Raw genomic sequence first — 21,306 nt, 5'->3', positions numbered from 1 at the left:
GGTGTATTATTTAGAAGCTAAGGTGAGGCAAACGTTGAATAAGAATATAGACGTTCAAACGAAACAAGTTCTAAAACAAAATGGTGAAAAACAAAAATTTGAATTTGCTGCTCAAGGTTCATGGCAAAAGAAAAACGCAGATTATATTCGATACCAAGAACAAATTGAAGATGCAGTTGTTAATGTAACAATTAAAATTGAGGAACGCGGTGTTAAATTAATACGCAAAGGCGATATTAATATGAATCTTCACTTTGTGGAAGGTCATGATACGACTACACTTTACGATATACCAGCTGGTCGTATTCCTTTAACTGTTAAAACACGTAGCATCCTGCATTTTGTGAATGAAAATGGTGGAAAATTAAAAATTCAATACGAGTTACATCAGAACGATGAAAAGATGGGCTCATATCAATATGAAATTAATTATAAGGAGATAAGCGAATGAATATTATTGAAAAAGTAAAATCAACTTTAATAGAAGAAATTAAAGCAAGTATTGAAAAAGCTAATCTGGCTGAAGATATTCCCGAAATTAAAGTAGAGATACCAAAAGATACTAAAAACGGGGATTATTCAACGAATATTGCAATGGTATTAACTAAAGTTGCGAAACGTAATCCACGTGAAATTGCTCAAGCTATCGTTGATAACTTAGACACAAGTAAAGCGAACGTGAAGCAAGTAGATATCGCGGGCCCTGGTTTTATTAATTTCTACTTAGATAATCAGTATTTAACTGCAGTTATCCCAGAAGCTATCAATAAAGGTGACAAATTCGGTTGTGCAGAAGAATCTAAGAACACGAATATTTTATTAGAATATGTATCTGCTAACCCAACTGGTGATTTGCACATTGGTCATGCTAGAAATGCTGCTGTAGGTGATTCATTAGCTAATATTTTAATTGCTGCAGGTTATAATGTAACACGTGAATATTATATTAATGACGCGGGTAATCAAATTACTAACTTAGCACGTTCTATTGAAACGCGTTTCTTCGAGGCACTTGGTGATACAAGTCATGAAATGCCAGCTGATGGTTATAACGGAAAAGATATCATCGAAATTGGTAAAGATTTAGCTGATAAACACCCTGAAATGAAAGACTACTCTGATGAAGAACGTCTTAAAACATTCAGACAATTAGGTGTCGATTATGAAATGGATAAATTGAAAAAAGATTTAGCTGATTTCAACGTCCACTTTGATAACTGGTTCAGTGAAACATCATTATATGAAAATGGTGCCATTGATAACACATTAGCTAAAATGAATGAACTAGGTTATACGTATGAAGCGGATGGTGCGACATGGCTACGTACATCTGACTTTAAAGATGATAAAGACCGAGTATTAATTAAGAAAGATGGTACTTACACATACTTTACGCCAGATACAGCATATCATTACAATAAAATTAATCGTGGTAATGATATCCTAATCGATTTAATGGGTGCCGATCATCATGGTTATATTAATCGTTTGAAAGCTAGTCTTGAAACATTTGGTGTGGATAGTAATCGTCTTGAAATTCAAATCATGCAAATGGTTCGTTTAATGCAAGATGGAGTCGAAGTGAAGATGAGTAAACGTACAGGTAATGCGATTACTTTACGTGAAATTATGGATGAAGTAGGCATTGATGCTGCACGTTATTTCTTAACAATGCGTAGTCCTGATTCTCATTTCGACTTTGATTTGGAACTTGCCAAAGAAAAGTCACAAGATAATCCAATTTACTATGCTCAATACGCGCATGCACGTATTTGCTCAATCTTAAAACAAGCGAAAGAACAAGGTGTTGAAGTTACTGCTGATGCTGACTTTTCAACGATTACAAATGAAAAAGCAATCGACTTATTGAAGAAGGTTGCTGAATTTGAACCAACTATTGAAAGTGCAGCAGAAAATCGCGCACCACATCGTTTAACAAACTATATTCAAGATTTAGCTTCTGCATTCCACAAATTCTATAATGCTGAAAAAGTATTAACAGATGATGCAGAAAAGACGAAAGCTCATATAGCTTTAGTAGATGCAGTAAGAATTACGTTACACAATGCATTAGCACTGGTTGGTGTCTCTGCACCTGAATCTATGTAATCAAGAGAATTATATAAATTTTGATAACACCCTCATAAATTTCGATTTGTGAGGGTATTATTATGTAAAGATTGGAGTGAGAGTATGCCAACGCTTACGACAGAAGAACTTTACGAAACTTTATTAGAGCATATGGGACCGCAACATTGGTGGCCCGCTGAGAGCTCGGAAGAAATGATGCTCGGTGCTATATTAGTCCAAAATACGAATTGGAAAAATGCAGACATGGCTTTACTTCGGTTAAAAGAAAAAACAAACTTTGATCCTCAAAAAATTTTATCGTTGCCATTAACTGAACTACAAGAAACGATCCGTTCCAGCGGCTTTTATAGGAATAAAGGGAAAGCCATTCATGCTTTGTTTCAGTGGTTAAATCAATTTAATTTTGATTATGAAAATATTGCTCAACATTATGGAGATAATCTAAGAAGAGAATTACTAAAAATTCGTGGCATCGGTAGCGAAACAGCTGATGTTTTACTCGTCTATATCTTTAAAGGTATCGAGTTTATTCCTGATAGTTATACGAGACGTTTGTATAGTAAGTTAGGTTACGCCCATACAGAAAGTTATGATAAATTTAAAAAGCAAATTTCATTGCCTCCTCATTTTACGAATCAAGATGCTAACGAGTTTCATGCCTTATTAGATAATTTTGGGAAAAACTATTTTAATGGAAATGGGACTCAAAAATACACATTTTTAGAAGATCATTTTAATTAAGAATGATTGACTTTAACGTTATGTCATAGTCCACACTCTTAAATAGATGAATGAGGTATTAATGATATTAAAAATAAAGGAAAGTGGAGAATAAAATAATGCTAAATCATGACTATTTTACACCTAATGAAGTGAGCAAAGTGACGTCGGTTAGTACAAGAACTTTACGTTATTATCATGAGATTGGTTTACTTGTGCCTAGTTATATTGATGATAACGGGTATCGCTATTATCATTCTCAAGATATATCAAAATTACAAACAATTTTATTTCTTAGACAACTCAATTTATCGCTTGAGAACATTCAAAACTATTTTCAGCAAAGTATTAATGATAAAAATGTAATATTAGAAGAAAATTATGCTCAAATTATTCATCAACGAAATCACCTGAATCAAATCATTGATTACCTCAATCATCATCTAATTAATCATAGAAATGAGGAGATTAATATGGACAAATTTAATCAATTTGATGTGAATGAACAATATGATAAAGAAGCGGCGCTAAAATATGGTGACACGGATTACTATCAGTCATATAAAGTTAATAGAACTCAATTTAGTGATTCTGAGAAGCAAGATAATGATGATCATACTAATGAACAATTCAATCAATTTTTTAATGAGATGAATCAACTATTGGAAGATGGCTATTCAGCGGATGACGCATTTACGTATCAAAATATCGAAACGTTAAAAAAGATATTACAACGACAAGTACCAAATGCGGACAATCAATTCTTAGAATATATGACACTCACTTATGAAAGTGATGAACGTTTTGCTAAAAATATAAATAAAAATCGTAATGATTATTTAAATGAATATATTGCAAGAGCAATTCGAGCTTATATTAAATAAAGTATTCTCTTCAATTCTTTATTGTGTAATGATTATAGTGAATCATATTTAAAGGAGACGCTATAATGATTGAGTCGTATCAGCTATTCTGGAAAAATTATTTCAATGTACAAGGTCGAACTCGTAGACGACATTATTGGTTTGCAACATTAGCTAATATCATCGTACTTGTATTATTAAGTTTACTTGCAGACTTACTTAAATGGGTGTTTGGCGGTGGAGATACGTTTTTTAACATTGTGTATGAAACGATTGATGTCATCATTGTAATAGGTACATTTACTATGTCAGTACGTCGATTTCATGATGTTGGGCGCACAATGTTAATTCCGTTAATTATGTTAATATCGATGCTGTTACGAGGATTAATTGTATTATTAGAAACAATATCTAATGTGTATTTGAGTAATTTTTATTCTGACGTATCGTTGATGATTGCAACGGTAGTTGTATTAGTTATTTCGATCGTATTATTAATTGTATCAATTTTCGCATTGATTTATTGTGTTACAGATAGTGAAAAAGGTACAAATGAGTATGGAACTAATCCCAAGGCAACGTAATGTTAAGAAAAGCATTGAGTATTTCTAAATTTAGAGATATTCAATGCTTTTTAATATTTAAAATTTTCCATGAAACAAATAATAATATAAAATTACACAATTAAATATAAAAAACTAAATTAATATTTAATATTATTTGTTATGATATATGCATACATAATCTAGAAAGGAATGTGTGAACGTGTTAAATAAAAAGTTATGGATATTACTTAGTTTAGTCATGTTGATTCTTGTCGCTTGTGGACAAAACGACCAACATAAACAAGAAGATAAACAAAGTAATCAATCTGATTCCAACTCGAAAGAGCATTCATACAAACGTATCGTGTCGCTTATGCCAAGTAATACGGAAATTCTTTATGAATTAGGTCTCGGAAAAGATGTTGTAGGTGTTTCTACAGTGGACGATTACCCTAAAGATGTTAAAAAGGGGAAAGAACAATTTAATACAATGAATTTAAATAAAGAAGCCTTATTAAAAGTCAAACCCGATTTAATTTTAGCACATGAATCTCAAAAAGGAACTTCAAAGAAAGTGTTAGATAGTCTTGAAAAAAATGGCGTAAAAGTGGTTTATGTGAAAGATGCACAATCATTGGATCAAACGTATGAAACTTTTAAACAAATAGGTAAAGTAACGGGACGTGAACATGAAGCTAACGAACTTATTGATGAGACGAAGCACAATGTTGAAAAAGTAATAAAGTCGGTGCCAAGACATCATAGGTCACAATCTGTTTTTATGGAAGTCTCTTCTAAACCTGAAATATATACAGCAGGCAAACATACATTTTTTGATGACATGTTATCCCAATTAGATGCTAAAAATAGCTTTTCAAATATAGAAGGTTGGAAACCAGTGGATAAAGAAGGTATCATTAAAAAGAATCCAGATATCCTCATTTCTACAGAAGGTCTATCTAAATCAGATTACTATAAAGTGATTAAAAAACGTGATGGTTTCCGTCAAATTAAAGCTGTGAAAAATGGACGTATTGAAACTGTGAACGGTGATGAAATTTCACGTCCAGGCCCTCGTATTGATGAAGGTTTAAAACAATTAAGAGACGCTATTTATAAAAGATAAATTCATATGAATTAAATAGTTATTGTAAAAGTGAGATTAGTACAATTTATATTGAAAAGTTACATTACAAATCCCCTATAGCTGACTGAACTGAGAAGAGCTTTAAATCAAGCTTTTCTCAGTTTTAATTATTTTTGCGACTATGCAACTACGGGACCTAGCAAAAAGAATGTTATATAGAAATGCTATAACTAATGCAAGCTAAGTCTACGAATATAAAAGAATGCTGCCCTCAGTCCCATTCTTTTATATCATCAGTTATAATAGAAGAAATAATAGAAAGATTATTGATGAGTTGATAAAATGACAAGAAATATATATTTAACATTTCTAAGTTGGTGCATATGTTTAATCGGTGCCATAGGACTTTATTTACTATGGGACTTAGGGAGCTTAACGGATTCATTTAATCAAATGATATTGCTTAAAGTTCGGTTGCCAAGAATTATTGAGGCCTTATTAACAGGAGCAATATTAACACTAGCAGGTCAGATGTTTCAGACTGTTTTAAATAATCCTCTAGCCGATAGTTTTACATTAGGACTGGCAAGTGGTGCTACATTCGGTTCTGGATTGGCGATATTTCTAGGATTATCTTTTATTTGGGTGCCCATCTTTTCAATTAGCACTAGTTTAATCGCATTGTTGATCGTCTTAATGATTGCTGCCAAAATCTCACGTGGTTATCCACTTAAAATTCTTATTATTACTGGTTTGATGATAGGTGCACTCTTTAATGCATTATTGTATATTCTAGTTTTAATTAAACCTAATAAGATGAACCAAATAGCTAACTACTTTTTCGGAGGATTTGCAGCGGCTGAAACGCGAGAGGTCATATACATCGGTCTAATAGCTATACCTATTATATTGATTCTACTTAGTATGGTGCCAGCGATTAAGTTATTACAATTAGGTGAATTGAAGAGCCGGTCATTAGGTTTAAACGTCCAACAAGTCATGTTTTTGATACTAACACTAGCATCTATAATAACAGCAGTCGCGATAGCATATACAGGTGTTATTGGTTTCATCGGCATGATAGTGCCTCAACTGATAAGACGCTATTATTGGAGATTTACGTTAGGCATTCAAATGATATTAAATATTTTAATCGGTGCTACAATGATGTTGATTGCAGATTGGATTGGTAGTGTGTTAATTCATCCAGTGCAAATACCAGCTAGTATTATTTTGGCTTTAATAGGTATTCCAACATTATTTTACATTTTGCTTAAGCAATCTAAAGATATTTAAACATACATTTAACTGTATCACATGGATGTTACGTTATTATTTTATGGAAGACTTTTTGATAAAATGAGAATAATTATAGAGTTAAGAGGGAATTGACAATGGACTTAAGTCATATAAAAGCAATCGTGTTTGATTTAGAAGGTACATTATTAGATAGAACAAAATCTCGAGATAAATTCATTGAGGAACAATATGAACGATTTCATGATTACTTCGTACATGTTCAATTAGCAGATTTTAAACAAAAATTTATAGAATTAGATGACGATGAAGATAATGATAAACCTGATTTATATAAAGCAATTATTAAGCAGTTCCATATTGATCGTTTAACATGGAAAGATTTATTTAATGATTTTGAAATGCATTTCTATCGTTACGTATTCCCTTATTATGACACGCTATATACTTTGGAGAAATTATCGCAAAATAATTATGTTTTAGGTGTTATCGCAAATGGTAAATCTAAAATTAAACAATTTCGTTTACAATCATTAGGATTAGGGCATGTAATCAATTATTTATCAACTTCTGAAACTGTAGGATTCCGTAAGCCTCATCCTAAAATATTTGAAGATATGATTAATCAATTAAATGTTCAACCTGAAGAGATAATGTATGTGGGTGATGATGCTTTAAATGATGTAGCACCAGCTCGCGCAATGGGCATGGTAAGTGTGTGGTTTAAACATGATGACGCTGAATTAGAACCTTTAGAAGAAGAGGTTGACTTTATTATTACTACAAGTGAAGAGTTATTATCAATATTACCGATTCATATAAAACAAGGAGGAGATTCATAAGATGGATTTATTTACTAGAAAAGGTGGTTTATCCTTACATTACAATACGATGGGTGAGGGATATCCTGTTGTCTTAGTACATACAGCATATGAAAATGCTTCTATATTTCAAAATTTAGCAAAAGAATTGGCAAAATCTTTTCAAGTAGTTTTACTAGATTTAAGAGGACATGGCTATTCAGATAAACCAAGGCAAATTGATTTCAAAGAATTTGCCGATGATATCATACAATTACTAGATTATTTGTATATTGATGAATCAGCATTAATAGGTCATGAAATGGGCGCAGCCATAATTGCGGATTTGGCAGAACGTTATCCTAATTATGTGTCATCCCTCATAATGGTAACACCAACATCTATTGAGGGTGAATTACCTGAAGAACGTTTATTCAGAAAATATTCACATAAAATTAGAAACTGGGATGACGAAAAACAAAATAAGTTTTTAGAAAAGCATCGTTATCATAAGCCGAGAAAAGTTAATAAGTTTTTAAAACATGTTGAGGATACGAATGCAATTTCTACAAAAGAGGAGACACAAGCGATTGAAGATGTGTTCAAAGAAACTGCGATTTCAAGCGTATTTGAACATGTAACGAAACCGACGTTAATTATTGCGGGAGAACATGGTGAGCGTATTACAACACTTGAATCTAAAGAAGTAGCCGATTTAGTTAAAGAGTCACAATTTGATGTGTATGCTCAATCAAGTTTATATCCTTTTGAGGAAGAGAAAGATAAGTTTATTGAAGATGTAACACCATTTATTAAGAAATATATGCCTGAACACTAATTGTTGTTAGGATATCTTCAGTCGTCATCCTGATTTGTTACATAAAATAACTTATTTTGTAATATTTTCGTAACAATACTGTTATTTTAGTAATAAATGGGGTATACTATGAATAAGCACAAGACGAGAAACGAGATAAAGGAGAGAGTGCTTATGAAAAAATTAGTAGCGGCATTTTTAGTCTCTGGACTAGTAATGACAGGAGTAGGCGTTAATCATGCTGAAGCAGCTAGCGGTAATACAATTCAAACAGTTCAACAATTAACTCAAGGTGAAAAATCATTAGAAAATATTACACTTGGCGAATCAATCAAAAATGTTTCAAACAAATATGGTACACCGATTTATTCTAAAAATCCAAGCAACAATGAAGGTTATTATGAGTATCGCACAAATAAAGGTTTATTAGTTGTAACTGCAGTAGGTAAAAAGAACCAAGGTTATGTTACTAGAATTTCTATGACTTATAATGAAGCTAATGGCCCAACTTATAATCAAGTTAAGAAAAATTTAGGCCAAAATGCAGTGGCACGAGTTCAATATAATAAAGTAAGCGGCAATTTTGGATATATTCAAAAAGGTAAAACAAGCTATCAATTTGGCTCAAATTCACCTCAAGATAAAAACTTAAAATTATATCGTATTGATCTTGCTAAATAATAAAAATAACAAATTTTATAATTTCATCACTAGGAGCATGACGTTAAATTCTAACTTTTGAATAACGTCATGCTCTTATTTTTCGTCATTAAACAGAAAATAATGTCAATGTATGATAAAATTTTAAATTGAACAATTAACAATCGTATAGATGTTATTAAACTATAGCAAAGGAGTAACTCATGAGAACCAACGATAAAGTGTTACTTGAAAATATTAACGATTACTTTAGCCACAAAGGGATGGCACCTAATTTAATCGATGATATAAAAGAAAATTTGCGCAATGATTTGAAAAGGTCTGAATCAAAAGATGAAGATTATTTAGATTATCGTGGCAAATCTCCAGCACAAATTATTTTGATTATTCAACGAAATTTATTCGGTTTACAAACGAATCCTGTTATTTTCTTTATTATGAATTTTATCTTAATATCATATCTTTATGATAAGCAATATGTGCCATTTCAAGCGGCTACAGCAATTTCTATATTCTATTGTATAATCATTTTTCCATTATCGATTTTTATTAATATTCGTATTGATAAGAAGAAGTTTCTATATAGCAATCGTTTTGAAATGATACTAGGATATATCGTTGCGATAATTGCACTAATTTTAATCATTATGCGTGCTTTTAATCTAAATTGGGGAATCATTCCCATCACTATTTATAGTCATCAAGTCGTTTTTTTTATAGGTATTATACTAAGCTTGATCGGTGTCTTTTTTAAAAAAATAGAGTACACAGCAATTGGTTTATTATTCTGTCAAAAGACGATTGATGCAGTAGTGACAAAACCTGAAATTGCACAAATCATTTCTCTTATTATATGGATCATGATAGTGGCATTGATCGTTTTTTATACAATTAAATTATCATCAAGGACGAGGGTGTAACGCTTAATTAACATAAGCTTGAAATAAATATTATTTGAGTTTACATTCCCAGTTCAAAATAGATAAGCAAATTAACTTGAGAGTAGGGCCTGGGACATAAGCAATGTCTCAGGAGTTATTATATTGGCAGTCATTGACTGAGTTAAAAAGCACTTGTAACAAGTGCTTTTTTAATTTAAAAAATATTTATATAATAATGATTTTAATAAAGTTAAGAACATTCATAGCGTAACTTTTAATGAAGTGGGTATAGTAACAATTAAGGGAGGTGCCAATATGAAAAAAATCGAAACGTTAAACCAAACAAAATTAGCTTATCAAGATGAAGGACATGGCAGCCCCGTTATCTTAATTCATGGCTTAGATGGTAATTCGGCAGCGTTTGATTTATTAAACAAACAACTCCAACAAAACTATAGAGTGATTGCGTATGATGTTCGAGGACATGGTAAATCGTCACGTCCAGATTCATATAACTTAGAAGATCATGTGAAAGATTTATATGTACTTATCAATAAATTAAACTTAAAGAAAGCGCATCTATTAGGTCATGATATGGGAGGGGTTATTGCTAGAGAATTTACCGAAAAACATGAAAATCATTTATTATCTTTAACAATTATCTCTTCAAAAGCTGAGGATATCGTTCATGGTTTTACGAAATTAATGATTGAGCACCAAGACGAAATTGCAGGGTTTAATAAATCTGAAGCATTACTTTTATTATTCCCGTATATCTATAAAGAACAAGAATCAGCAATGAAATGGATTCAACGGCAACGCTTATACAGTAAACAAAATTCCGAGGATAGTGCTATAGCAAGCAGAGCACTTTTAGATACGGCTTATGCGAATAAAGGGTACACACATTATGTTAAAGTTCCTACATTAATTATAAACGGACGCTATGATCCAATTATAAATGATAAGAATCATTATAAAATAGAAGAGCGTTATCAAAATGTTGAGAAGGTTTTATTTGAAGAATCTGGACATGCACCCTATGTTGAAGAAGAAGATAAGTTTCTAGTCTTATATTTAAGTTTTTTAGAAAATGTTGAACAGGTAACAGAAGTGAATCATTAAATGATATTAGTTATTTTTATAAGTGGATGCCTGTTTGATGAATCATGATATAAAGCTTTTACATTAATATATTAGATGGAAATATTATAATTTAAAATACATTTGTAATACGACATATGATATACAAAAAAGCCAGTAAGTGAAATTTACGGATTTCATTTATTGGCTTTGTTATTTAAAAATAATATCTCAGGGTTATAAATTCATATCGAAACGAATAGAATTAGAAAAGCCACAAAGAAATTATAATTCAGTTTCTTTGTTAGCTTCTTCGATACGAGTATTTACTTTATTTAATAATGAATCGATTTTTTTACGTTGTGTACTATTTACAAGAATTAATACAGTTCTTTCATCGTGTTCATTACGTTTTTTATCAAAATAATCTTCTTGAGATAAATTTTTCACTGCTTTAACTACTTGTGGTTGTTTGTAGTTTAAGTGATTAATGATATCTTTTAAATAATATGCCTCTTCTTTACTTTGACTAATATATGTTAAAACTGCGAATTCTTCAAAGCTAATTGAAAATTCTTTTTTGATGATGTTTTTTAATTTATCTGCGTATGTGATCATTGATAATAATTCGAAACAATCATTGATTTTTGAAATTGCCATTTTGAAACCTCCCCAACTAATTGTGCACTTTTTCTATTTTGCCCGTTAAATTATATATAACGTCTTATAATAGTTAAAATTACTTAAATAATTTAGATTAAAAGAATTTTATTAAATTAATTTAATGCTATATTATTTAGTTAATTATAACTAAATAAAATTAAGAAGTAAACAAAGAAGTACTTAATAAAACAATATTTTGATTATTATATTCTTTGTTTGAATTTCAAAGCAATTTATAAAAATCAATTAATTAAGAACAATTATTATTTCGCTCTATATAATAAATTTTAATATGAATATACAATTGCAAAAAATCACTGCTATTTTTGTAGAAGTGATGATGAAGGATGCACAATCACTTTATCTCCAATATTTAATCCATTGGATACCATAATATACCCATTTTTTTGACTTTTAGTATATTCTATTCTTCTTTTAATAATTTTGTTATTTTGTGTAATTAAAACATAATAATTTTCATAAATTGCACTTATAGGTAGTTCTATTTTAGAAGTTCCAACATCGATATCAAAGTGGCGTCCAAGAGGGTATTGATCTTGAGTCGAAATATCTACTTGATAAATTGATTCACCTTTTTCTACTTTATAAGGGATTTGAATGATAGAAAGAATTTTACCAGTAAATAATTTGGAGTGATTTCTTGTAACGTTTACATCTTGATTCGCTTTAATATGTTCCAATTGAGATTCAGTTATACTAGCACGAATAATATGTTTTTCGCTATTAATTTGCATTATTTTTGTATTTAATTTAGAAGGATGTGCTTCTAGGATAGTTACTTTTCCAGGAATAGGGGAATTAATGCGTGTTTGAAGTCGAGTTTGGAGTTCTAATATTTGGCTGTTTAGCGTTAACTGTTGACTAATTGATTGTTTCGGTGAATGGTTGATAAGTGAGGATAGGGCCTTCTTTTTATCTACAATAAGCTTTTCAAGGAGCGGATTATAATACTCTAATAAAGGTGTATCAGAATGGATGATTTCATCATTTTTGACAAGTAAGGAAGAAACATTTCCTAAAGATGGATTGAAATATAAAGTGAAACTTTCTTGAGGTTGTTGTTCGCCAATGAATGAAAGAGAGTATTGAGGTTTTGCAGTAATGGTTTCTATTTTAGATGTGTCAGGTTCTGTTGGAATTTTTGCATAAATATGACATACAAAGGATATGACGAGGAGGATAAGTGTGGCAATTAAAATTCTTAACGGGGTAAAAAATGTCTTCAATAAGATCACCTCTATAAAATTTTTATACAACTATTATACAATGGAGATATAACGAATAAGTGTAATATCGTATAAATAAAAAAATGTCTTCTCAATTACTAAGAAAAGAAGACATTTTAAATAAAGATATTAATATAGTGTTGTAAAAACTAAAAGAGGCGTAACAAAATAATTCCTATAGCTATGGCAATTAGCCCACTAAACTTGCGAAGTGTTATTGGATTCTTGCGAACGCCTAAACCGAAATGATCAATGATAACGCCCATTAACATTTGACCTAACATTGCGACGATAGTTGTCAGTGCTGCACCTAAAAACGGCATCAGAATTATATTTGATGTGACAAATACAACGCCTAGAACACCACCAATAAAATGTATTGGCTTGATTTTACCGATATCAGGATGTGTGATTTTAATTTTGAGACTTCTGTTAAATATTAACGTTAAAATGAATAATGCTAATGTACCAACAGTGAAAGATACGAGTGCGGCAAATAGCGAATTATGCATTTGCTGAGCTAGACCACTGTTAATTGTAGTTTGTAATGGTGGCGCAAACCCAAATATAAAGCCGATGATAAGCCAAACATAAAACATATGATTTGTTTTTTCTTGGAGTTTATTTTTAGGTATATAGTTCATTAATAAGATACCGAAGAATAGGATTATGATGCCTACTGCTTTTAGGAAAGTGAATGAATGATTGCTTGCGCCAAGTAGACCGAAAGTATCTATGAAGACCCCCATGATGATTTGACCAGCTACTGTCATGACAACAGTTAACGCTGCGCCTAAACGAGGCAGTAATAATAAGTTTCCTGTTAAGAAACAAACACCTAGTAGACCACCAACCCACCAATGATAGTCAATTGTATGTCCACTATAAAATGAAGCGTCAAATAATTTAGGATTAAAAATCATATTTAAAATAAATAAAAATAGTGTACCTACGAAAAATGAAATGGTAGATGCATAAAAAGATGATTCTGTATATCGTCCTAGGCGAGAATTGATTGAGGTTTGGATTGGGACCATCATACCAGCCACAATACCGAGTATAAATAAAAATGCCACGATAGACCCCCTATATTTTCTTTCATAACTAAAACATCATTATTATACGCATTTTAGTTTCCAATTTCAAAATACGAATATCAACGCATTTTACTAATGGTGGACTCAGAATATAAATTATTGAAGTATTAATTATAAAAAAAGAAGCTAGGACAGAATTCTTTTCGAATTCTTCATCCTAGCTTCGCAAGGTTGACTAGAAGTGAGAAAAGCTTGATTTAAGCGTCTTGTCAGCTTAGTCAACTATTACGAATATACGCAGTAGTCATGAAACATTTTTTGTCTCACACTCATTGAAACATCAGAATGTGTTATTTAGTTTCAAATAGAGTAGTACTCGTAACGTCTATTAATTTAGCATAAGTGGCTTTAATAGGTGTGCCAACTGTAGGTTGTAGAATATTAAGTTTAATAATATTATCCATAGCAGCTTTAGCATCAGCCTCAGACACAGCAACGTTAACTTGTGGGAATTGCAATTTAGCAGTTTTATTTAAATTTGTTTTAAAAGCAAGTTCTAAAGTCTTTGACATGTAGAATACCTCCTTTCTTAATTTTTAAGTTAAATTAGGCTAAAACTTGTGTTTTAACCACCTCAACTTTATCGAATGTTTCATTAATCAGATGTGCAATGATATTGACGAATGATCTGATTTCTGAATCTGTGGCTTTAGTGTTTAAGTTAGTAAAACGACGTTTTGTTTCTTTCGCTTTACCACTTGCGTCGTGAGTGATATGCGTGCAAACAACAGATAATTGTGAAATTTCATTCATATGTTTGTCACCTCCTTTCACTCTATATATCGAAATCCATTCATAAAAGGGACACATTTATATAAAGAAATTTGAGCAAAAACATTTAATGTTACTAAAATATGGTTTATCATTAAATAAGAAACTTTTATGAGGTGGATAAATGAATCAAGTTGAACCGATCAGAAATAAAGATGATATAAAAAAGATGTATGATGTATTAAAAAAGAAATCTGATAGAGATTATCTTTTATTTAAATTAGCTATACATACGGGTATACGTTTAACAGATTTATTAAATCTAAAAGTGAAAGACGTCAAAATGATTGATCAAGATGAAATAAAATCATCTTGGATTGAGTCGTGTGCGCCTGCAATCAAAATCTTGTTACCAAACGATTTACGTGAAGAGGTTAGAAGATTTATTGAATATAATAAGCTTATGGATGATCATTTATTATTCCAATCGATAAGAACACATAAAGAGTTATCTAGACAACAAGCTTACCGAATCATTCATCATGCCGCTGAAGAGTTAGGTTTGTGTCATATTGGATTGACCACTTTGCGAAAAACATTTGCTTATCATGCTTATCAATCGGGTATTTCTATTGCAATCATACAAAAATATTTAGGTCATCAGACAACTCAAGAAACGGTGAAATTTATCGGGTTGTCTGCCGATGATGAACTTCATACAATTATCGCTTTAAATTTATAATTGATTTTCACTGAAAAGGAGGCTTTTGATGAGCTTAGTATATTTACTAGGTGGACTAATAGTTATTATGTTAATCGTCTTAATGACGTTGTTTATTAAGCCATTGAGACGGTTCGCTGGATATATTGCTTTGTTAGCGCCTATTTTAGCTTCGGGATATTTCTTAGCCCAAATTCCTAATGTTCTACATGGAAAATTTGTAGAATTTAAAATTCCATGGATGCCCGCTATTGATGTTAATCTAGATTTTCGATTAGATGGTCTAGGATTAATGTTTGGATTAATTATCTCCATTATAGGGGTGGCAGTATTCTTTTATGCTACTCAGTATTTATCTGTTAATATAGATAACTTACCGCGTTTCTTCTTATATTTATTATTATTCATGTTTAGTATGTTGGGTATTGTAGTCTCAAATAATACTATCTTAATGTATGTTTCCTGGGAATTAACAAGTGTATCGTCATTCTTATTAATTTCATACTGGTATAGCAATGCCGAAAGTCAATTAGGCGCCATTCAATCATTTATTATCACTGTTTTAGGTGGTTTAGCCTTATTAACAGGATTCATTATGTTGTATATCATTACTGGTACAAATACGATTTCAGAATTACTTACTCAAAGTCATAGCATTAGTAAACATGCTCTATTTATACCAATGATGATAATGTTGTTAATAGGTGCATTTACGAAATCAGCCCAATTTCCATTCCATATTTGGCTACCTAAAGCCATGGCTGCACCAACCCCTGTAAGTGCCTATTTACACTCAGCTACTATGGTTAAAGCTGGTATCTTTTTACTATTTAAATTCACGCCTATCTTAGGTTTAAGTGATAGTTATATTTATATTGTTACTTTTGTAGGTTTGATTACAATGATATTTGGCTCTGTAACGGCCGTAAGACAATATGATTTAAAAGGTATCTTAGCGTATTCAACAATTAGCCAACTAGGAATGATTATGTCGATGGTTGGTCTAGGTGGAGGTGTTGCGCAACACTCATCAGGTCCAATGTCAGAGACGTATACATTAATTTTATTCGCCGGTTTATTCCATTTAATGAATCACGCAATATTTAAATGTGCTCTATTTATGGGTGTCGGAATCATTGATCATGAAGCTGGTACGAGAGATATTCGCCGACTAAGTGGAATGCGTAAATTCTTCCCGAAAATGAATTTAGTTATGACACTTGCTGCGTTATCAATGGCAGGTGTGCCGTTGTTAAATGGTTTCTTAAGTAAAGAGATGTTCTTCGATTCTTTAGTTAGCGCAATCGAACTTCAACAATTTGGTTTAACGTTAACGATTATTGTTGTAGCTATTGGTGTTATAGCAAGTATCTTTACTTTTGTGTATGCAGTTTACATGTTTAAAGAAACTTATTGGGGAGAATTTGATGAAAAGAAAGTGCCAAAGAAACATATTCATGAACCTTGGTTGTTCAGTTTACCTGCAATAATTTTAATGGTTATGATACCAATCATTTTCTTTATTCCCAACTTTTTCACTGAGCACTTAGTATTGCCGGCACTACGAAATGTTACCAATTTGGGTAGTAGCGTAGATGCAATAGCACCGCATGTTTCTCAATGGCATGGTGTTAATTTGCCACTCATTTTTAGTGTGATTGTTATTATAGTTGGTCTCATTGTAGCGTTAAAAGTAAACTGGAAAGCTATTACGCATCAAGTCATTAAATATGCTTCTATTACAAATTCTTATCGCAACGTGTATCGAGGATTTGAACGTTATTCAGGTCAAATGATTCGAGGTTTAATGAATAACAGATTAAACCATTATAATATTATAACGGTTCTTATTTTCTCTATATTAATTGCATATGGCATATTCCAAGTAGGTTTGCCAAAGTTACATCAAATAGAAGTTTCAGAATTTGGTCCATTGGAAGTTATTTTAGGCATTATGATTAGTGTTGTCGGTATAGCGTTAGTGTTTATTCGACAACGTTTAACAATGGTTATTTTAAATGGAATTATTGGTTACAGTGTTGCATTATTCTTCTTATTAATGAGAGCACCAGATTTAGCGTTAACTCAATTAGTAGTAGAAACAATTACGACCATTCTCTTTATTGTAAGTTTCTCTAGATTGCCAAATATCGCTCGTACAACAGCGAATATGAAAAAAGAAGCAATCAAAATTATCGTATCATTTATTATGGCTGGAGCCGTAGTAACGCTCATATTTATTGCGCAACAAGGTGATGGTCTAGAGTCAATTTCTAAATATTATACGAATGCCTATGAATTGACTGGTGGTAAAAACATTGTAAATGCTATTTTAGGAGATTTCAGAGCCTTAGATACAATGTTTGAAGGTATCGTCTTAATTATTGCCGGTTTAGGTATTTATACATTATTACATTACAAAGATAGGAGGGGCCAAGATGAAAGAAAATGATGTTGTGTTAAGAACCGTTACTAAAATCGTCGTATTTATTTTATTAACATTCGGCTTTTATGTTTTCTTTGCGGGACATAACAATCCTGGTGGCGGTTTTATAGGTGGTCTTATCTTTAGTTCGGCCTTTATCCTAATGTTCCTAGCTTTTGATGTACATGAAGTATTAGAAAGTTTACCTATTGATTTTAAAAAGTTAATGATTGTTGGTGCCATAATCTCAGCACTTACTGCAATCGTTCCGGTTTTCTTTGGTAAATCGTTCCTATACCAAAGTGAAGCATACATCCATTTTCCATTATTAGGTGAATTACATGTAACGACAATTACATTATTTGAATTAGGGATATTGTTAACGGTTGTCGGCGTCATCGTAACAATTATGTTGGCTTTGAGTGGTGGTAAATCATGAATTTAATATTATTACTTGTGATAGGATTTTTAGTATTTATAGGAACGTACATGATACTATCACTCAACTTAATTCGAATTGTTATAGGTATTTCGATTTATACGCATGCGGGAAATCTAATTATTATGAGTATGGGTCATTATAGTAATAAGATGACGGAACCTTTAATTCACGGTTCTAATACTAATTATGTGGATCCATTATTGCAGGCTATTGTTTTAACTGCAATCGTTATCGGATTTGCAATGACTGCCTTCTTACTAGTATTAGTTTATCGAACATACCGTGTTACTAAAGAAGCAAATATTGATGTATTAAGAGGAGAGGAGGATGAAAATGAACAGTAATTTATTAGTCCTTCCAATCCTATTACCATTGTTATGTGCATTAGTCCTTGTTTTTACTAAAGAAAAGAACAGGCTATCTAAAATTTTGTACATTGGAACAATGTCTGTTAATACAATTATTTCATTATGTTTATTGATATACGTCTTACAACATAAACCCATTACGCTTGATTTTGGTGGTTGGGCAGCACCTTATGGTATCCAATTCTTAGGTGATTCACTGAGTTTAGTTATGGTTACAGTGGCGTCATTTGTTGTGACACTCATTATGTCATACGGATTTGGTCGTGGGGAAGATCGTGTTAATCGATACTACTTGCCTACTTTTATCTTATTCTTAACAACAGGCGTTATTGGCTCTTTCTTAACATCTGATTTATTTAACCTGTATGTTATGTTTGAAATCATGTTACTAGCTTCATTTGTATTAGTAACGTTAGGACAATCTGTCGAACAATTAAGAGCAGCCATTATTTATGTTGTACTGAATATCGTAGGATCATGGTTATTCTTGTTAGGTATTGGTTTATTATACAAGATGGTTGGAACATTAAACTTCTCACAAGTTGCTTTACGTTTAGATCAAATCCATGATAATAAAGCGATTATTATTATTTCAATTGTATTTATAGTGGCCTTTGGTTCGAAAGCTGCCTTAGTACTATTTATGTGGTTGCCTAAAGCTTATGCAGTGCTTAACACTGAACTTGCCGCTTTATTTGCAGCGTTAATGACGAAGGTAGGTGCATATGCACTCATTCGTTTCTTTACACTTCTATTTGATCAACATACGGGTGTGACACATCCATTGTTAGTATTTATGTCATGTATCACAATGCTTATAGGCGCTTTCGGTGTTATTGCATATCGTGATATTAAGAAAGTGGCTTCATATCAAGTTATATTATCGATAGGTTTTGTCATTTTAGGTCTAGGTTCCAATACCTTTGCAGGTGTACATGGTGCTATCTTCTATCTAGCGAATGACATTATTGTGAAGACAATGTTGTTCTTTATTATAGGTAGTTTAGTTTATATGTCTGGTTACCGCGAATATAAATATTTATGTGGATTAGCTAAGAAAGAACCATTCTTTGGTGTTGCATTTGTTGTTATGATATTTGCGATTGGAGGCGTACCGCCATTTAGTGGTTTCCCAGGAAAAGTACTCATCTTCCAAGGTGCGATTGAAAATGGTAACTACATTGGCTTAGCGTTAATGATTATCACAAGTCTATTAGCAATGTATAGTCTGTTTAGAATTTTATTTATTATGTACTTTGGAGACAATGATGGTGAACAGGTTGATTTCAATCCACTACCTAAGCACCGTAAAACGATTCTGGGTATTTTAGTCGCAGTCGTACTTGCAATGGGTATTGCAGCGCCAGTTGTGATGAATGCTACTGAAAATGCAACAAAATTGAATATGGATGATAATTATTTCCATAGCATTGTCAATTCACATTTGAAGGAGGGGAATAAATGAGACAAGTTGTATTGAACATATTAATCGCATTTTTATGGGTACTGTTTCAAGATGAAGACTCATTTCAATTCTCTACCTTCGTATCTGGCTTCATCATTGGTTTAATCGTAATTTATATATTACATCGTTTCTTTGGGCAATCTTTTTATCCTAAGAAGATATGGATTGCTATAAAGTTCTTAGGTGTGTATTTATACCAATTAATTACTTCTAGTATTAGTATTATTAATTATATTCTATTTAAAACGAGACATATGAACCCTGGGTTATTAACATATGAAACGAATTTAAAAAATGATTGGGCAATTACGTTTTTAACTATTCTAATCATTATTACGCCTGGTTCAACAGTTATTCGTATTTCGAAGACTACCAATAAATTCTTTATACACAGTATAGATGTTTCAGAAAAAGAAAAAGAAAGTCTGCTTAAAAGCATAAAACAATATGAGAACTTGATTACGGAGGTGTCACAATGATTGAAACGCTCACGAATTTTTTTATTACAAGTGCATTAGTATTATTTGGCATAGCGTTCATAATTGGATTATTCCGTTTAATCAAAGGACCTACTACAGCTGATAGGGTTGTGGCATTCGATGCTTCCAGTGCTGTCATCATGTGCATTATAGGTATAGTTAGTGTTATTTATAATACTGTTTCGTTCCTTGATTCCATAATGCTTGTTGCAATTATTTCATTTGTAAGTTCTGTATCTATTTCTAGATTTATAGGGGGAGGTCGAGTATTCAATGGCACAAATAAACGAAATCATTGATTTGATTGCCGCTTTCCTCATATTTCTAGGCAGTATCATTGCCGTAATTAGTGCAATTGGAATTGTAAAATTTCAAGATGTCTTTTTACGAAGTCATGCATCTACCAAGAGTTCTACGCTATCTGTCTTACTAATATTAGTGGGTGTATTAATTTACTTTACGAATGAACAAAGCTTCTTTAGTGTTAGATTATTATTATCAATTGTTTTTATTAATTTAACATCACCGGTAGGTATGCATTTAGTTGCCAGAGCAGCATATCGGACAGGTGCATACATGTATCGCAAAGATGATGCACTAAGTCGATCTTCCATTTTATTAAGTTCTAAAGAATACAATTCTACAGAAGAACTTAAAAATCGAGCTCGAATTCGAGAAGAGCGTCGTGAAAAAATTTATTACGATGTTCAGAAGCAGCGACAGAAAGAAAAAGAAAAACAGCAAGAAGAAAAAATCGAAAGTTTATCAGAAACTAGAAGAGAAACTAAAGATTGATTAAATCAATGAGATTGAACAAGAATGAGTAATAGTTAAGACTACTACTTTGAAATGCTCAATCTCATTTTTTTAAATTTATATAAGAG

Annotated in this window: 25 protein-coding genes; 20 read left to right on the top strand and 5 right to left on the bottom strand. The window is 31.6% G+C overall.

Annotation, left to right across the window (positions count from 1 at the left end; translation table 11 throughout):
* Positions 1-34: 34 nt before the first annotated feature.
* The 12 genes from HMPREF2715_RS09760 to HMPREF2715_RS09705 all read left to right on the top strand — a co-directional run bounded on the left by HMPREF2715_RS09760 (position 35) and on the right by HMPREF2715_RS09705 (position 10,846).
* Positions 35-451 carry a YwiB family protein gene (locus tag HMPREF2715_RS09760; RefSeq protein WP_011276552.1) on the top strand — a complete coding sequence of 139 codons (417 nt, stop codon included), beginning with the start codon at positions 35-37 and terminating at the stop codon, positions 449-451.
* Entirely contained in the window at positions 448-2,109 is a 1,662-nt protein-coding gene (gene argS / locus HMPREF2715_RS09755) for an arginine--tRNA ligase (RefSeq protein WP_011276551.1), read from the top strand. Before HMPREF2715_RS09760 ends, argS begins: the two co-directional genes overlap by 4 nt.
* A gap of 84 nt (positions 2,110-2,193) precedes the next feature.
* Positions 2,194-2,832, top strand: coding sequence for an endonuclease III domain-containing protein (locus HMPREF2715_RS09750; RefSeq protein WP_070581152.1), 639 nt, complete (start codon positions 2,194-2,196; stop codon positions 2,830-2,832).
* Positions 2,833-2,930: 98 nt separating this feature from the next.
* Entirely contained in the window at positions 2,931-3,695 is a 765-nt protein-coding gene (locus HMPREF2715_RS09745; RefSeq protein WP_011276549.1) for a MerR family transcriptional regulator, read from the top strand.
* A 65-nt stretch (positions 3,696-3,760) separates the two neighbouring features.
* On the top strand, positions 3,761-4,258 hold the full coding sequence (locus HMPREF2715_RS09740) for a DUF805 domain-containing protein (RefSeq protein ID WP_070441990.1): 498 nt from the start codon (positions 3,761-3,763) through the stop codon (positions 4,256-4,258).
* Between the two features lie 220 nt (positions 4,259-4,478).
* Positions 4,479-5,345 (top strand): ABC transporter substrate-binding protein, encoded by an 867-nt coding sequence (locus tag HMPREF2715_RS09735; RefSeq protein ID WP_049425988.1) that lies wholly within the window; start codon positions 4,479-4,481, stop codon positions 5,343-5,345.
* A 303-nt stretch (positions 5,346-5,648) separates the two neighbouring features.
* Positions 5,649-6,602, top strand: a complete 954-nt coding sequence (locus tag HMPREF2715_RS09730) for a FecCD family ABC transporter permease (RefSeq protein WP_070839935.1) — start codon at positions 5,649-5,651, stop codon at positions 6,600-6,602.
* A gap of 98 nt (positions 6,603-6,700) precedes the next feature.
* A complete protein-coding gene (locus HMPREF2715_RS09725; RefSeq protein ID WP_011276545.1) occupies positions 6,701-7,405 on the top strand; it encodes an HAD family hydrolase in 705 nt (234 codons plus the stop codon).
* Position 7,406: 1 nt separating this feature from the next.
* Positions 7,407-8,201 carry an alpha/beta fold hydrolase gene (locus tag HMPREF2715_RS09720; RefSeq protein ID WP_011276544.1) on the top strand — a complete coding sequence of 265 codons (795 nt, stop codon included), beginning with the start codon at positions 7,407-7,409 and terminating at the stop codon, positions 8,199-8,201.
* A gap of 153 nt (positions 8,202-8,354) precedes the next feature.
* A complete protein-coding gene (locus HMPREF2715_RS09715; RefSeq protein ID WP_011276543.1) occupies positions 8,355-8,861 on the top strand; it encodes an SA0570 family protein in 507 nt (168 codons plus the stop codon).
* 182 nt (positions 8,862-9,043) lie between these two features.
* On the top strand, positions 9,044-9,760 hold the full coding sequence (locus HMPREF2715_RS09710; RefSeq protein WP_011276542.1) for a hypothetical protein: 717 nt from the start codon (positions 9,044-9,046) through the stop codon (positions 9,758-9,760).
* Between the two features lie 276 nt (positions 9,761-10,036).
* The gene (locus HMPREF2715_RS09705; RefSeq protein WP_053019395.1) at positions 10,037-10,846 is read left to right on the top strand and encodes an alpha/beta fold hydrolase; all 810 of its coding nucleotides are present in this window, start codon (positions 10,037-10,039) and stop codon (positions 10,844-10,846) included.
* A 243-nt stretch (positions 10,847-11,089) separates the two neighbouring features.
* Here HMPREF2715_RS09705 and sarA read toward each other — a convergent pair whose 3' ends face one another.
* From sarA to HMPREF2715_RS09680, 5 genes are all read right to left on the bottom strand, one after another.
* The gene (gene sarA, locus HMPREF2715_RS09700; RefSeq protein WP_070441987.1) at positions 11,090-11,464 is read right to left on the bottom strand and encodes a global transcriptional regulator SarA; all 375 of its coding nucleotides are present in this window, start codon (positions 11,462-11,464) and stop codon (positions 11,090-11,092) included.
* A gap of 323 nt (positions 11,465-11,787) precedes the next feature.
* The gene (locus tag HMPREF2715_RS09695) at positions 11,788-12,723 is read right to left on the bottom strand and encodes an efflux RND transporter periplasmic adaptor subunit (protein ID WP_256262278.1); all 936 of its coding nucleotides are present in this window, start codon (positions 12,721-12,723) and stop codon (positions 11,788-11,790) included.
* A 140-nt stretch (positions 12,724-12,863) separates the two neighbouring features.
* Positions 12,864-13,790: a DMT family transporter gene (locus HMPREF2715_RS09690; protein WP_016930893.1), complete on the bottom strand. Its 927-nt coding sequence runs from the start codon at positions 13,788-13,790 to the stop codon at positions 12,864-12,866.
* Positions 13,791-14,101: 311 nt separating this feature from the next.
* The gene (locus HMPREF2715_RS09685) at positions 14,102-14,323 is read right to left on the bottom strand and encodes a DUF2922 domain-containing protein (RefSeq protein ID WP_016930894.1); all 222 of its coding nucleotides are present in this window, start codon (positions 14,321-14,323) and stop codon (positions 14,102-14,104) included.
* Positions 14,324-14,357: 34 nt separating this feature from the next.
* Complete coding sequence (locus tag HMPREF2715_RS09680) at positions 14,358-14,564, bottom strand: sigS mRNA-stabilizing protein SroA (RefSeq protein WP_011276536.1); 207 nt, start codon at positions 14,562-14,564, stop codon at positions 14,358-14,360.
* Positions 14,565-14,706: 142 nt separating this feature from the next.
* On the opposite strand from HMPREF2715_RS09680, the gene HMPREF2715_RS09675 reads away from it, so the two are divergent.
* Genes HMPREF2715_RS09675 through HMPREF2715_RS09640 form a run of 8 tightly spaced genes read left to right on the top strand, consistent with a single transcriptional unit; the run spans position 14,707 to position 21,217 of the window.
* On the top strand, positions 14,707-15,264 hold the full coding sequence (locus tag HMPREF2715_RS09675) for a tyrosine-type recombinase/integrase (RefSeq protein ID WP_011276535.1): 558 nt from the start codon (positions 14,707-14,709) through the stop codon (positions 15,262-15,264).
* Between the two features lie 28 nt (positions 15,265-15,292).
* The gene (locus HMPREF2715_RS09670; protein WP_070839932.1) at positions 15,293-17,695 is read left to right on the top strand and encodes a DUF4040 family protein; all 2,403 of its coding nucleotides are present in this window, start codon (positions 15,293-15,295) and stop codon (positions 17,693-17,695) included.
* On the top strand, positions 17,682-18,107 hold the full coding sequence (gene mnhB2, locus HMPREF2715_RS09665) for a Na+/H+ antiporter Mnh2 subunit B (RefSeq protein ID WP_011276533.1): 426 nt from the start codon (positions 17,682-17,684) through the stop codon (positions 18,105-18,107). The genes HMPREF2715_RS09670 and mnhB2 overlap by 14 nt, the downstream gene beginning before the upstream one ends.
* Positions 18,104-18,454: a Na+/H+ antiporter Mnh2 subunit C gene (gene mnhC2 / locus HMPREF2715_RS09660; RefSeq protein WP_011276532.1), complete on the top strand. Its 351-nt coding sequence runs from the start codon at positions 18,104-18,106 to the stop codon at positions 18,452-18,454. The genes mnhB2 and mnhC2 overlap by 4 nt, the downstream gene beginning before the upstream one ends.
* Positions 18,444-19,943, top strand: coding sequence for a Na+/H+ antiporter Mnh2 subunit D (mnhD2, locus tag HMPREF2715_RS09655; protein ID WP_037548242.1), 1,500 nt, complete (start codon positions 18,444-18,446; stop codon positions 19,941-19,943). The genes mnhC2 and mnhD2 overlap by 11 nt, the downstream gene beginning before the upstream one ends.
* Positions 19,940-20,422 (top strand): Na+/H+ antiporter Mnh2 subunit E, encoded by a 483-nt coding sequence (gene mnhE2 / locus HMPREF2715_RS09650; protein ID WP_070441982.1) that lies wholly within the window; start codon positions 19,940-19,942, stop codon positions 20,420-20,422. The genes mnhD2 and mnhE2 overlap by 4 nt, the downstream gene beginning before the upstream one ends.
* Positions 20,419-20,721 carry a Na+/H+ antiporter Mnh2 subunit F gene (gene mnhF2 / locus HMPREF2715_RS09645; RefSeq protein ID WP_011276529.1) on the top strand — a complete coding sequence of 101 codons (303 nt, stop codon included), beginning with the start codon at positions 20,419-20,421 and terminating at the stop codon, positions 20,719-20,721. Before mnhE2 ends, mnhF2 begins: the two co-directional genes overlap by 4 nt.
* Entirely contained in the window at positions 20,696-21,217 is a 522-nt protein-coding gene (locus HMPREF2715_RS09640; RefSeq protein WP_070839929.1) for a Na+/H+ antiporter subunit G, read from the top strand. Before mnhF2 ends, HMPREF2715_RS09640 begins: the two co-directional genes overlap by 26 nt.
* The last annotated feature ends 89 nt before the right edge of the window (positions 21,218-21,306 follow it).

The sequence above is a fragment of the Staphylococcus sp. HMSC062A01 genome, from assembly GCF_001836805.1.
GTDB classification, from domain to species: domain Bacteria; phylum Bacillota; class Bacilli; order Staphylococcales; family Staphylococcaceae; genus Staphylococcus; species Staphylococcus haemolyticus.
The sequence above is the reverse complement of the archived record's forward strand: the minus strand, read 5'-3'. Positions and strand labels throughout refer to the sequence as shown.

Coding starts and splice junctions, on each gene's coding strand:
- argS (WP_011276551.1), top strand. CDS start 448: ATGAATATTATTGAAAAAGTAAAATCAACTTTAATAGAAGAAATTAAA.
- HMPREF2715_RS09750 (WP_070581152.1), top strand. CDS start 2,194: ATGCCAACGCTTACGACAGAAGAACTTTACGAAACTTTATTAGAGCAT.
- HMPREF2715_RS09745 (WP_011276549.1), top strand. CDS start 2,931: ATGCTAAATCATGACTATTTTACACCTAATGAAGTGAGCAAAGTGACG.
- HMPREF2715_RS09740 (WP_070441990.1), top strand. CDS start 3,761: ATGATTGAGTCGTATCAGCTATTCTGGAAAAATTATTTCAATGTACAA.
- HMPREF2715_RS09735 (WP_049425988.1), top strand. CDS start 4,479: ATGTTGATTCTTGTCGCTTGTGGACAAAACGACCAACATAAACAAGAA.
- HMPREF2715_RS09730 (WP_070839935.1), top strand. CDS start 5,649: ATGACAAGAAATATATATTTAACATTTCTAAGTTGGTGCATATGTTTA.
- HMPREF2715_RS09725 (WP_011276545.1), top strand. CDS start 6,701: ATGGACTTAAGTCATATAAAAGCAATCGTGTTTGATTTAGAAGGTACA.
- HMPREF2715_RS09720 (WP_011276544.1), top strand. CDS start 7,407: ATGGATTTATTTACTAGAAAAGGTGGTTTATCCTTACATTACAATACG.
- HMPREF2715_RS09715 (WP_011276543.1), top strand. CDS start 8,355: ATGAAAAAATTAGTAGCGGCATTTTTAGTCTCTGGACTAGTAATGACA.
- HMPREF2715_RS09710 (WP_011276542.1), top strand. CDS start 9,044: ATGAGAACCAACGATAAAGTGTTACTTGAAAATATTAACGATTACTTT.
- HMPREF2715_RS09705 (WP_053019395.1), top strand. CDS start 10,037: ATGAAAAAAATCGAAACGTTAAACCAAACAAAATTAGCTTATCAAGAT.
- sarA (WP_070441987.1), bottom strand. CDS start 11,464: ATGGCAATTTCAAAAATCAATGATTGTTTCGAATTATTATCAATGATC.
- HMPREF2715_RS09685 (WP_016930894.1), bottom strand. CDS start 14,323: ATGTCAAAGACTTTAGAACTTGCTTTTAAAACAAATTTAAATAAAACT.
- HMPREF2715_RS09680 (WP_011276536.1), bottom strand. CDS start 14,564: ATGAATGAAATTTCACAATTATCTGTTGTTTGCACGCATATCACTCAC.
- HMPREF2715_RS09675 (WP_011276535.1), top strand. CDS start 14,707: ATGAATCAAGTTGAACCGATCAGAAATAAAGATGATATAAAAAAGATG.
- HMPREF2715_RS09670 (WP_070839932.1), top strand. CDS start 15,293: ATGAGCTTAGTATATTTACTAGGTGGACTAATAGTTATTATGTTAATC.
- mnhB2 (WP_011276533.1), top strand. CDS start 17,682: ATGAAAGAAAATGATGTTGTGTTAAGAACCGTTACTAAAATCGTCGTA.
- mnhC2 (WP_011276532.1), top strand. CDS start 18,104: ATGAATTTAATATTATTACTTGTGATAGGATTTTTAGTATTTATAGGA.
- mnhD2 (WP_037548242.1), top strand. CDS start 18,444: ATGAACAGTAATTTATTAGTCCTTCCAATCCTATTACCATTGTTATGT.
- mnhE2 (WP_070441982.1), top strand. CDS start 19,940: ATGAGACAAGTTGTATTGAACATATTAATCGCATTTTTATGGGTACTG.
- mnhF2 (WP_011276529.1), top strand. CDS start 20,419: ATGATTGAAACGCTCACGAATTTTTTTATTACAAGTGCATTAGTATTA.
- HMPREF2715_RS09640 (WP_070839929.1), top strand. CDS start 20,696: ATGGCACAAATAAACGAAATCATTGATTTGATTGCCGCTTTCCTCATA.